At 56.4% G+C, this 12,213-nt stretch carries 6 protein-coding genes and 4 tRNA genes; 1 reads left to right on the plus strand and 9 read right to left on the minus strand.

Annotated elements, in window-relative coordinates:
- The first annotated feature begins 104 nt into the window (after positions 1-104).
- The gene (locus tag SH421x_RS25380) at positions 105-4,649 is read left to right on the plus strand and encodes a DUF885 family protein (protein ID WP_488852820.1); all 4,545 of its coding nucleotides are present in this window, start codon (positions 105-107) and stop codon (positions 4,647-4,649) included.
- On the opposite strand, the gene SH421x_RS25385 is transcribed toward SH421x_RS25380, so the two are convergent.
- From SH421x_RS25385 to SH421x_RS25425, 9 genes are all read right to left on the minus strand, one after another.
- Entirely contained in the window at positions 4,646-6,472 is a 1,827-nt protein-coding gene (locus SH421x_RS25385) for an NPCBM/NEW2 domain-containing protein (RefSeq protein ID WP_488852821.1), read from the minus strand. The genes SH421x_RS25380 and SH421x_RS25385 overlap by 4 nt on opposite strands.
- A gap of 215 nt (positions 6,473-6,687) precedes the next feature.
- Positions 6,688-7,137: a hypothetical protein gene (locus SH421x_RS25390; protein ID WP_488852822.1), complete on the minus strand. Its 450-nt coding sequence runs from the start codon at positions 7,135-7,137 to the stop codon at positions 6,688-6,690.
- 86 nt (positions 7,138-7,223) lie between these two features.
- Entirely contained in the window at positions 7,224-8,327 is a 1,104-nt protein-coding gene (locus SH421x_RS25395) for a slipin family protein (protein WP_488856490.1), read from the minus strand.
- A 1,265-nt stretch (positions 8,328-9,592) separates the two neighbouring features.
- Positions 9,593-9,670 (minus strand) — tRNA-Leu (locus SH421x_RS25400).
- 19 nt (positions 9,671-9,689) lie between these two features.
- A tRNA-Asp gene (locus SH421x_RS25405) sits at positions 9,690-9,764 on the minus strand.
- A 37-nt stretch (positions 9,765-9,801) separates the two neighbouring features.
- Positions 9,802-9,876, minus strand: a tRNA-Gln gene (locus SH421x_RS25410).
- 113 nt (positions 9,877-9,989) lie between these two features.
- Positions 9,990-10,283 carry a hypothetical protein gene (locus SH421x_RS25415; RefSeq protein WP_488852823.1) on the minus strand — a complete coding sequence of 98 codons (294 nt, stop codon included), beginning with the start codon at positions 10,281-10,283 and terminating at the stop codon, positions 9,990-9,992.
- 17 nt (positions 10,284-10,300) lie between these two features.
- Positions 10,301-10,372 (minus strand) — tRNA-Phe (locus tag SH421x_RS25420).
- 388 nt (positions 10,373-10,760) lie between these two features.
- A complete protein-coding gene (locus tag SH421x_RS25425) occupies positions 10,761-12,212 on the minus strand; it encodes a DUF1501 domain-containing protein (protein WP_488852824.1) in 1,452 nt (483 codons plus the stop codon).
- Position 12,213: the final 1 nt, after the last annotated feature.

Below are 12,213 nucleotides of genomic sequence, written 5' to 3' on the forward strand. Positions count from 1 at the left end.
AAGAGGATCCGTTGCTGAGTCACTTCAGCCGCTGCCTCTATAAGGCGAATGCGAGGCATGCTCGCGTTCGCACGTTCCCTTGACGCAAGCCCAGGAGCGCGTGGATGTCGTATTCAGGAAGTTTTCGCCCGGTCGCAATCGGCTGTCTGTTTTTGCTCGCGGCTTCCGCTTTCGCCCAGGGACCTACGGCATTCAATCTGGAACTAGAGCCTCACTGGTTCGCTGAAGACGCTTACTGCTGGTACAAGCGTGATCTGGCGGCTGGGGATGTCGAATACATCTTGGTCGACGTCGCCCAAGCAGAGCGGCGCCCGGCGTTTGATCATGCTCAGCTAGCCGCCGCGTTAACTGCCGCCGGAGTTCCTAACGCCAAGCCTGGCAAGCTGCCGTTAGAGCAGCTTCGCTTTCAAGACGACGCCCAGCAAATCTTCTTTCGCGCCGGTGACAAGCATTGGGGCTACGATCTGGCGAGCCACAAGCTGCGTGAAGTGGACGCAGCGCAGCTCGACAACAAGCAAGCGGTCGAGTCGACATTTACCTCCAATCGTGACGGCTCCATGTCGTTAACGTTCCACAATCTATTGGACGAGCCGGTCGAGTTGTTCTGGGTCAATCCAACCGGCGATGCGACCTCCTACGGCCAACTAGCGCCGCACGAGAAACGGAATCAACACACTTACGACGGTCACCTATGGGAAGCTCGCACGAAAGCTGGCGACGTGGTCACCCGCTTCCACGCAAACCGCGATACGCCGCTCGAAAACATCGACAAAAATAGAGGACCTGCGCGGAAGAGGCGCCCCCGCGACAATCGCGGTCCGCGCGATCGCTCTCCGGATGGCGCCTGGTCAGCCGTGATCCGCGACGGCAATGTGATCTTGCGCAAGGTGGATGGCGACAAGGAAACGGTGTTGACGTCCGATGGCGACTCGCAGAGTCCCTATGGCCATTTGGAATGGGCGCCTGATTCGCGAACCTTGATCGCGCTGAAAATTACGCCCGGCGATCGCGGTGAAGTTTATCGTGTTGAGTCATCACCGCGTGATGGAGGACGCGCGCGGCTGCATACGGGTCATTACCCGTTGCCCGGCGATAAGTTTGATGCGTTCAAACTGCATCTGTTTGACGTCGCCCAACAGCAAGCGATCCCCTGCGATGCAGATGTGGTCGATTTTGGCGTTCCTCGTTTTCGTTTTCACGCCGACACTGCGACGTATGAGCAAGTCGATCGAGGGCATCAACGGTTCCGGCTGGTCGAGGTCAATCTACGTACCGGCGGCGTGCGAAACTTAATTGATGAGCAATCCAAGACGTTTTTGTGGACGATCCATTATGAAGGATTGGGAGTTCCGCACATTACGTGGCTCGAGAATCAAGAGCTGATCTTTTGCTCAGAGAAAGATGGTTGGCGACATCTCTATCTGTACGACTCGAAATCGGGCGAGTTAAAAAACCAAATCACCCGCGGTGAGTGGGTCGTCCGCGGCATCGATCGGATCGATGAGCAAACGCGTCAGATTTGGTTTCGCGCCAGCGGGATGAACGCCGAACAAGATCCCTATCTTGTTCACTTCTACCGGATCAATTTTGACGGCACGGGACTGACTGCGCTGACTGACGGAAATGGCGACCACACGATTTCTTATTCGCCCGCCAGAAAGTATTTGATCGATCGGTACTCACGCGTTGATATGCCACCGAAGCATGAGCTGCGCCGTGCCAGCGATGGCGCGCTGATCTGTGCTCTAGAAACAGCCGACATCTCTGCCCTCACCGAAACCGGATTCCAACTTCCCGAGGTCTTTACCGCCCAAGGGCGCGACGGGCAGACCGATATCTGGGGAGTTGTCTATCGCCCACGTGATTATGATCCCCGCCAAAAGTACCCGGTGATCGAGGACATCTACGCCGGTCCGCATGACTTTCATACTCCTAAATCGTTCGGCACGCGGGACCGTTATCGTGACTTAAATGACCTAGGGTTTGTCGTCGTCAAACTAGACGGAATGGGAACGGCAGGGCGCTCGAAAGCATTCCACGACGTCTGCTTTCAAAACCTGAAAGATGCCGGATTCCCCGACCGGATCGCGTGGATGAAAGCGGCGGCCGCCAAAGATCCGGGGCTCGATCTAACGCGAGTCGGCATCTATGGGACTTCAGCCGGTGGTCAGAACGCCGCCGGAGCTTTGCTGTTTCATCCTGACTTTTACAAGGTCGCTGTCGCGTCGTGCGGTTGTCACGACAATCGAATGGACAAAGCGTCGTGGAACGAGCAATGGATGGGTTATCCCGTCGGCCCGCACTACGCCGAGTGTTCCAACATTGATAACGCCGCACGCTTGCAAGGGGCGCTGATGTTGATTGTCGGCGAGATGGACAACAACGTCCCTCCAGAATCAACGCTTCGTTTTGCCGATGCGCTAATCAAAGCCGATAAAGACTTTGAACTGCTGGTGTTGCCCGGCGTGGGACATTCCGACGGCGGCGCCTATGGAAGGCGCCGCCGCAATCAATTCTTTGTGAAGCATTTAATCGATGCGGATTTGCCGAATCACAACGCGCCGCCCAAAGCTTCGTCGGCCGACTACCAGATCGACTGGAACAAGATCAAAGCTTCCGCCAATCGTGTTACTCATCTGGCGCAACGTTTTCACGCCGATAACGGCAGCTTGCAACGTCGCTACACGCTGCGCGAGTCTCCCACGCGTCAACGACGGATGCTTGGCTTTTACGCCGATTGGCTGACGAAGGTTAAGCAGTATGACACGCAACCCTTGACTGAGGCTGAACAGCTGTCATTTAAGCAACTTCAAAGCGAGATCTCCTCGCAACTGGCCATTGTTGCCGAGGATCAACGTCAAACCCAATCGCTTGCTACGTTCTTCCCTTTTGCCGATACGGTGATCCAACTGGTGGAAGCCCGTCAGTCGTTCGACAAAATCAATCCCGAGCAGGCCGCCGATAACGTGGTGAAAATCGCCGCTCAAGTCGACACGGTTCACCAGCAGATTGCAGACGAGTTCTCCTCGCAAGATCCAACAATGCTGGCGGCAGCCGCAGAGCGGGCCACGCGACTTCAGCTTGCGATGCAAGAGTGGTTCCAGTTTTACAACGGCTATGACCCCTTATTCACATGGTGGGTCAAACAGCCGATGGCCGACGCCGACACAAAACTGTCCGCCTATGTCGAACTGCTAAAATCGGCCACACCCCAAGAGAAAGAAGTAGCAAAACAAGAAGCGCAGCCAGCGATAGAAGATGAAGCGCTTCAAGCTTTGATCGTGGCGGCGCCCTCCACCGACGATGCGCCGGAGATTGATCTGCTGCTTGCGCCGACGGTTGGCGACCTGGAAGCGGCGATCCAAACCTATCGCCAAGACGCGCGTCGTCAATTTCGCAAAGGCAAGCAAGAGGTCAGCGAAACCGAACGCGGCGAGTTTTTCGCCGCCTGGCAGGCGGCGCTGACAAAGCTTGATTTCGCCGCACTCTCACATGCCGATCAGATTGACTATATCCTCTTCCGCAACGAGCTGGACTACCAAGCGAAGCTTTCACAGTTAAAGCAGCGTGGCGCCGATACCCTTGGCTCAGAAAGTACTGACGAAAGTGGGATCAAAGGAATTCCGGTGGGACGCGAGCGGCTCTTGCTGGAGCTAGAGCATGAGATGATTCCTTACTCGCCTGAGCAACTGTTGGAGATCGCTGAGCAAGAGTACGCGTGGTGCCAAGCCGAGTTGCTGAAAGCTTCCCGAGAAATGGGCTGCGGCGAAGATTGGCGAGCCGCAGTCGAAAAAGTAAAGCGGATGCATGTTGCCCCCGGCGAGCAGCCTCAGTTGATCAAAACTCTTTCGGACGAAGCAATCGCGTTTCTGAAGCAGCACGATCTGATGACGGTTCCGCCGCTAGCCGAGGAAACGTGGCGCATGGAGATGATGACTCCGGAACGACAATTGGTGAACCCGTTCTTTACCGGAGGCGAAGTCATCAGCGTTTCGTTTCCGACCGACACGATGACGCACCACGACAAGCTGCAAAGCTTACGCGGCAATAACATTCACTTCGCCCGCGCGACAGTTCATCACGAGCTGATCCCAGGCCATCATATGCAGCTGTTTATGACCGATCGCTATCGCACCTATCGCGAATCGTTCCGTACGCCATTTTGGCTAGAAGGATGGGCTCTCTACTGGGAGATGCGGCTCTACGGCCAGGGCTTTCCACAGACGGCGGAGGATCGGATCGGCTTTCTGGTTTGGCGATCGCACCGCTGTGCTCGCATCACCTTCTCGCTTGGATTTCACTTAGGCAAGCTGTCGCCGCAAGAGTGCGTTGACCTGCTGGTAGCCCGGGTTGGATTTGAACCGGCGAACGCTGCCGGCGAAGTTCGTCGCTCGGTCGGAACAGGATATTCGCCCCTTTACCAGGCAGGCTACTTGCTGGGAGGACTGCAGTTTCGGGCGCTGCATCAGCAATTGGTCGACTCCGGCGAAATGTCAGAGCGCCAATTTCATGATGCCATCATGCACCAAAATTTTGTGCCTGTCTCACTGCTGAGAGATATCTTGATGCAAACCAAGTTGACCGCCGACTATCGCCCTGACTGGCGTTATTATCCGTTGCAAAACTCAGCGGCGACCGAAGAGGATTAGCGCCCTAGGCTGGGCTCTAGCCAAATCGACCAATCACCATCTTTGCCGTCGCCGCCATCTTCCACGACCAGCTCCAGTCGCGAAACCCCATCAACATCCACCCAAAAGTCACGCAATTCGCCAGGCTTCGTTTTCGGACTGCGCCATAACTCTTTGCCGTCGGCATTGATCACAAATATCACTTGCCCCCTGGTCCCGGCAACTCCGGCCGAACCGGAGAAGTTCTTCCACGCGCCGCCGAGATCGTAGGTATGCTGGGCAGGCGCGTGCGCCCAAATTCCATGCCGGAAGATGCGTCCGCGAACTTCTAACAGCGGACTATCGTTTGGCGCCCGATCGTAGGCGGGACGACCATAGCCGACGTGCGCCGTTTCAGGTTGGCAGTCAGATAAGGGAACCTCGGTGATCTCTTTAGGGACGTAAAGCGGCGAGATGTGAGGACGCTTCGCCTCAGGCGGGGCCGACAATCGCCGCGCGACTTCGATTACCAACGGATCCTTGGAGGCTGCTAACCGTTTACTCACTGCTTCAATCTTGGATTGATCTTTTGACTTTAGCGCATCGACCAGCGGCAACAGTTGCAGTTTTTGCTGAATCACTTCGAGCTGCGGTTCGCCATTGGCGTCGGTCACCAGCTCAAATCCCCATCGCGACTGATCACCGGCATAGGTGGTCGCCGCTCCATTCACTTGACAGAGATCAATCCGAATTTGCCCACGAAAATTAGGGGTCAACGGGCGATAACGCAACGTGAACTCGCCTGCGTTGTTGGGGACAGCAACCGTCGTATAAGCGTCGTAGTTGCTTCCGCCTTCAGGATCTAGATAGCCTAGCACGGCGTAAACCGGCGGTGATCCGGTAACCCGTCCCGTTACTTCCAAGGCGCCATCCACCGTCTCGACCTTGAGCAGGTCGGCCTGGGCGTCACTTTTAGAACTCAAACCTTTGATCGAGCCAGAGAACTGCGGATGCGAAGCGAGCTTCAATCCGTGCGCGAGCGTCAAAAATGTGCCGCGACCCTCGCCCCGAAAATTGTCGCCATAGCTGCGATTTCCAGAACCCATCAAAGCAGTGCCCAACTGCTGTTGCTCATCCGGTCGTTCGCGACAATGGGGCAGCCCCAACGCATGTCCCAGCTCGTGACAGATGCCGCCGATAAAGATCGAGTTGTATTTGCCAATCGAAATATCGCCGTACTGTCCGTCGCGCACGCGCGTTTCTTTGTTGCTGAGTTTTTGCAAATCAAGAATCGGTGAGTCAACTTGCCAAGCCGTGCCGCCGGTTGGCGTACCGCTGGCATAGTACGGGCTGTTTTGCGTGATCACCCCTTTGTCAGGATCCCAGTTCGCCATGTTGCAGAAGATGACGATCGTCTCTTCGTCGGCATTAACACCAGCTTGGCGCAGTGTGGGGAGACACTCGTTGCGAATCTTGCGACCATCGGGGCCATCGTATTGTTGGTAAGGCCCTTCTCCTGTCACTAAATGAATATTCAGCAGCCCATCCGCTGCAACATCCAATTGAATCGTGCGCGGGCCAAAGCCAAGCCGCGTCATCTCTTGGGCATAAAAGCTTTGGATATTGAGCAAAATCTCGGACAACCGTTCGCGATAGCGGGGCGCCGGTTCACGATCATTAGGGGTCCAGTAGACGACATGCATGCTGCGATTGCCGGCGACCGGATCGGTCTGCTCCCAACTTTTGAGAAGCTGCATCGCTTGAGGAGCCAGGAGATCGATCTCCTGTTGCGGAGTCGGACCGGCGGCAGCGGCCAGCGAAGCGAAAGCCAACAGGCAAAACGCACTAAGAATAGTTCGCAGCATAGCGGGGGCTTTTGACGTCATTCGAGGATGGAATTTAGGCGAGCTGACAGCAGGCAGTCTTTGATCCTGCTCCCGATTCTATTTTACGTCACAGCGTCAGCGCTGATAGTTGATTCTCGACACGGTTTATCGCGACTTCTTCGGCACTAGGCTACCATTTGCGCGTATTTCGCTTCCGTTTCTCAAACAGACTTCGAGAGGTTGCGGCTTACTCGCTAGAAATCGACTGCGACATGCCATAATACTTCATGTCTGTCGGCCGTCTGCAGTAGCGATTGCCACTGTCGTAGTTCACGCCGAATCGCGTCGACTGGCGAAATACTCTTAGGCTCCGCCTCCAAGTGCGCCAGCAGCGCTGCGATGGTGACTAACCCTTCGGCCGGCGCAAACCAAGTTGGCTTTGGCAATTCAAAGCCGCCGCCCAGCTCCAACTCGTCCTCCAAAAAGAAGTCGGTTTCGTCAGCGCCTTGACCAAAAAAATCCATCAACGGCGTCACCCCCAACGACCGAGCCAACAGCTCAAGCTCGTCTTCCCGCTCCGACAATTCTTTCCCATGTACATACGACTGAACATCCGGGATCTCCCGCTGCAGGGCAATCATCAAGGTCGGCATGGCGGTGACGTTTTTGTAGAGCAGAAGGTGACGCGAGAGAATTTCTCTCATCGTACCGCATGGTGAACGGCGAGGGCAGATGGAGGGGGATAACGAAAAAACGCCCCGAAAACTATCGCTTCCGAGGCGTTCAAGATTTACAACAAGTTGACAATCCGATCAGCCAGGCCTTTTTCGCCCACGACGATGTTCAGCTTGCCTTGGGCGGCGATCTTTTCCAAGACCTCCAACTCACGCAGCCGCATCAACGTGGGATTATCGGCCAGCAGTCGAGCCGTGTTCGCCTGACTGCGCATTGCGGCCGTCTCTTCACGGCGGAAGATCAGGTTCGCTTCAGCCGCCTTCTTGGCTTCCGTCACCTTGTTCAACAGCTCCTTCATCTCGCCAGGCAAGATCGCGTCACGAACGCCGACCGTGATCAGCTCCAGTCCCAGCGTCTCGGCTCGGCGGCGCGTGATCGCAGCAATTTCATCCGCCACGTTTTCCTTGTCTGACAAAAATGCGTCCAACTCGCGACTACCGATCACCGCTCGCGCGGCAAGCTGCGTTTCACGGTACAGCGCCTGTTGCACGTCAATCGAGGCGGCCGTCGCACGTAGCGGATCGACCACACGATACGTCGCGACCATGTTGAGCCGCAGCGTCACCTTGTCGGCCGTCATGATGTCTTGACCGGCGACGTCGAGCGTTTGCTCGCGCAGATCGATCTCGATCACGCGGGCATCTACGGTTTCTTTCCAGAAAGCGTAGACGCCAGGCTCGAGCGTTTCGACATACTTGCCGTCGTAAAACAAGACGCCGCGATGAAAACGCTGCACCTGGCAGACGTCAAGCGCTGCGCAGACCGAGACCTCGCGGGCAATCCGCGAGAGGTGATCGCGCTGCAGCCGTACCTCCCGCGCGTCGTAGCGCTCAATTTCGACCTGGCGCAAGCCGTTCCAGTACACGTACAAGCCCGGCTTCAAGATTCGGTCAAAGCGTCCATCCAGCATGACGATCGCTCGCTCGTGCTCCTTCAGGTCAACCACGACTGCTTGATCGGCCAGTTTGCCGCTTCGCGCGATCACGTCGAGCTTGTCGTGTCGCAACCAGGGATCACGTCGCGAGACGATATCCACGTGCTGCTTACGTAGCCATGAGAACAGGCGATGACGACCAGGCGCGAGCACGCCGACGAACTCGCCGTCGACAAAGTGCAGACCTGCTTCGTACGTTTGAATTTGAACTTGCTGGTAAAGCATCTTGGTCACCTCCTGTTCCGCTCGTTGGTTAACGCATCGGAAACTGCTCCTAGTAAAAAGGGAAAAAATCAGTTCAGTAAAACCATGCGGTTATGACTGGATCAACGTTAAAAAATGCCGTCCAGGACGCGAGCGATCACGGCGATCCCAGCTATTGCAACGGGGGATCGTGGGCGCGCATCGCGAACGATCGGCGACCTGTTGCTTGGACGACCCTTTTGCCCAAAGGGCGAACAGGATCGCTGCCGCAAGGGTCAGTCAATCGAACCTTCGATGCGGGCCGGTCGTCCCGCAAAGCCGCAATCTTCTGGTGTTGCCGATCCAACGCGTGTCATTCTGGGCAGCTCCGCCAAAAGAGCCGAAGCCCATTGGCATAGTTGCGTCAGACCGACAAAACGCCGCATCGACAACTGATCGTGTGAAAGTCACGTCCCTTTCGGCGGTTGGTGTACCGTGCAAGACTCGAACTTGCTACAGCCAGTTCCTTAAACTGGTGCTCTACCATTGAGCTAACGGACTTGACGGCCATGCTTTTGGCATAGCCTTGGAGCAGTGGATGGGAATCGAACCCATATCTCCGGCTTCTCGCCGGCGTCCTTCCTCTCTGGACGACCACAAGGAAACGCGACCATCGAACCCGTTATCGCGGAACACTGCCAATCGATCTGTGGAAGAGACCGCAGCGCCGCCGGAGTATCGCGTTACCCGTTGCTTGCATCAAAAAAACATCGTTAAAAAAAGTGGCTTACCCAGGAATCGAACCTGGTCTACGACCTTCGCAAAGTCGCGTGCGAATCCGGCACACTCGCAAGCCAAGCTTGAAGGCTAGAGCGCTTTTTCAGCTAGCTGTACACATTTTTTCTCCGACCAGCAGCGCAAAAAATCGCAGGGTGGGTGGAGCAAGCGCGGACAAAGTTGTTTCGCTGATTGAGCGTCACTCGCTGGCGCAACCCACCTTGGGCTTGCAAACTGCTTGTTGGGTTTCGCTCCGCTGCACCCAACCTACGAGATCACTTCGACCTCGACGAATGCGAATAATACACCTAGGTGAAAAACGCTCTAGTGGCAAAAATTTGGAAGCGGACGCGGGAGTTGAACCCGCTGCGCGAAGCTTATGAGACTTCACCGAGCGCCGGCTCGTCCGCAATGATGAGTCGAGGAAAACAGGGAGTGCGCCGCTCGCGGAATTGAACCGCCACAGTATAAAACGAGTGGTTTACAGCCACCGGGGCTTAGCCAATGCCCAGCCGACGCGAAAAAAACAGTAGCACGGGTGAGAGTCGAACTCACAAAGTCACGAAGTTCTGAGCTTCGCCGCTTTGCCAAGGTTTGCGTACCGTGCCGCATGAAGTAACTGTGTAGCGCCCCTGACGGGATTTGAACCTGCGACCTCCGCTCTGACAAAGCGGCGAGCACTCCGGACTGCTCTACAAGGGCGTATCGAAATTGTCCGCATCTGCGGATACTTCTAAGGCTGCGAGAGCTGGAATCGAACCAGCGACAACCTGATTCAAAGTCAGGCATCACTACCAACAGCGAAACTCTCGCAAAAAAAATTGGAACTCGAATTATCAAAGAGCGAATCGGTGGTCAGCGGAGTGTCGTACTCCGCGGCGCGCTCCCCTACCACCGTTTAAGAATGGGAGCGCGCCGCCGCGTCACTTAATCGAGTTCATCGAAGTAGTCCGCCGACACTTCCAATGCCAGTCGACCACCACCTAGCCGCACTTCAAAAGCGGCGCCGTCGATGCGGCTTTGCCGTAGATCGACATCCACTTCTTCGCCGCCGCGAAACTGATAACGCTGCGGCTCGTCCGCTTCCTGTGGTCCCAGCACGACGGCGTAACGCTGGTTAGCGTCGCCGCGGAAGCGGATGCGAGCCGTGCGGATCGCCGGTTGCTTTGGAATTTCAAAACAGGCCGCGATCGCTTGTTGAAATAGGGGTTGGCTGTTCATTATTTCTCTCCGGTAAGTGGACGGGGGAGCGCTCGAATCTCCGTCTCCTGGTTTTCAGCCAGGCGCTATTCCTTCTCAGCTATCCGTCCGTCGGTTGGATGTAAGCACAAAAAAAGCCCAGGTCAGTTGTGACCCGGGCTTGTGCAGAACATCCGCGCAAGTTCTCCGCGTCACCAGCGAAAATCGAGGGTCATAGATCGCATCAGGCAATCGCCCAAGCTTGAATAAGATTCAGGTTGTTGCAGGGTGAACGTCATCGCAGAAAGTATTTCTCAGTAAAGGGTTGGCTTCTCTTTCAGCACTCGGCTTGCGGCAGTCTCACAAGCGGTATAGAGAACTAGACGAACAAGTCACGAAAAGGTTCGTGGGCGGGAGAAAAAAATTGCGGGCAATCGTTTCTCTGGTGATCTCGTCCAGTAACATTCTTAAAGAGAAGAAAGAATAGAACGCGGATGCCGCAGATAAATAGCACTACCCCTAGGTCAGCACTTCTTTGACCACGCGCGCCGGTTCGACGCCGGTCAGCTTCATATCCAGTCCCTGGAACTTCACGCTGAAATGGTTGTGGTCGATGCCCAGCAGGTGCAGCATCGTCGCGTGCAGGTCGCGCACATGGACAACATTTTCGGCCGCGTTGTATCCCAACTCGTCGGTCGCGCCATAGGTGGTTCCTCCTTGGACTGGGCCGCCGGCCATCCACATGCTGAAGCCTTTGATGTGGTGATCGCGGCCGACGCCTCCCTTGCCTTGGAACATCGGCGTGCGACCGAACTCGCCCCCCCAGACGATCAGCGTGTCTTCAAGCATGCCGCGTTGCTTCAGGTCTTGGACCAGCGCGTAGGTCGGCTTGTCGGTCAGACCGCTGCAGATGCCCATGTACTTTTTCAGATCGCCATGATGATCCCAGCCGCGATGATACAGGTGAATAAATCGGACGCCGCGCTCGGCCAGACGTCGCGCCAGCAAGCAGTTGGAAGCGTACGAGCCGTCGCCTGGTTTCGCGCCGTACATGTCGAGCACGCTTTGCGGCTCGTCAGACATATCGGTGAGCTCCGGCACCGACATCTGCATCCGATAGGCCATCTCATAGGCGGAGATGCGGGTCGCGATTTCTGGATCTTGCAAGCGGTCGAGCCGGCCGCGATTGAGCTGCGCGACGACGTCAACAATCTGGCGTTGTTGTCCGTCGGAGACGCCTGGCGGATTGCGGACGTAGCTGACCGGATCGCCGGTCGAGCTGAACTCGACTCCTTGGTAGCGACTTGGCAGAAAGCCAGTTCCCCATTGGCGCGAGGCGATCGGCTGCGGATTGCGTCCGCCGACGCTGCTAAGGACGACAAAGCCCGGTAGCTCGTTGGTTTCGCAGCCCAATCCATAGTTCACCCACGCTCCCATCGACGGTCGCCCGCTGATGACGGTGCCGGTATTCATAAAGGTATGGGCCGGATCATGATTGATCTGCTCGGTGGTCATCGAGCGAATCACGCATAGATCGTCGGCCATCTTGGCGTGCCAGGGAAGGAAGTCGCTGATCTCAACTCCACCGGCGCCATACTTCTTGAATTTGGTCATTGCTCCCAAGCAACGCAGTTCCTGCCCTTGCAGCTGCGCGATGGGTTGACCAGCGGTAAAAGACTCCGGCATCGGCTGGCCATCCATCCGCGTCAGTTCGGGCTTGTTGTCGAACGTCTCAAACTGCGACGGTCCGCCTGACATGCAGAGGAAAATAACCCGCTTGATGCGCGGCGCGAAATGCGGAAGCCCCGGTTGTCCGGCTACACCGACTGCCTCCGTCTGCTGCGCACCAGCGCCCCGCACATCGCCGGCCAGCAGTGAAGCGAGCGCCGTCGAGCCCAAGCCGAATCCAACATTGGAAAGAAACGTGCGGCGCGATTGATCCGCCAAGAGATGGAGTGGATTAGGATTCATG

It is taken from the genome of Blastopirellula sp. SH421 (assembly GCF_057808535.1).

Excerpts from the sequence above, each read along its gene's own strand:
- SH421x_RS25425 (WP_488852824.1), bottom strand. The coding sequence starts at position 12,212 with ATGAATCCTAATCCACTCCATCTCTTGGCGGATCAATCGCGCCGCACG.
- SH421x_RS25380 (WP_488852820.1), top strand. The coding sequence starts at position 105 with ATGTCGTATTCAGGAAGTTTTCGCCCGGTCGCAATCGGCTGTCTGTTT.
- SH421x_RS25395 (WP_488856490.1), bottom strand. The coding sequence starts at position 8,327 with ATGCTTTACCAGCAAGTTCAAATTCAAACGTACGAAGCAGGTCTGCAC.
- SH421x_RS25415 (WP_488852823.1), bottom strand. The coding sequence starts at position 10,283 with ATGAACAGCCAACCCCTATTTCAACAAGCGATCGCGGCCTGTTTTGAA.
- SH421x_RS25390 (WP_488852822.1), bottom strand. The coding sequence starts at position 7,137 with ATGAGAGAAATTCTCTCGCGTCACCTTCTGCTCTACAAAAACGTCACC.
- SH421x_RS25385 (WP_488852821.1), bottom strand. The coding sequence starts at position 6,472 with ATGCTGCGAACTATTCTTAGTGCGTTTTGCCTGTTGGCTTTCGCTTCG.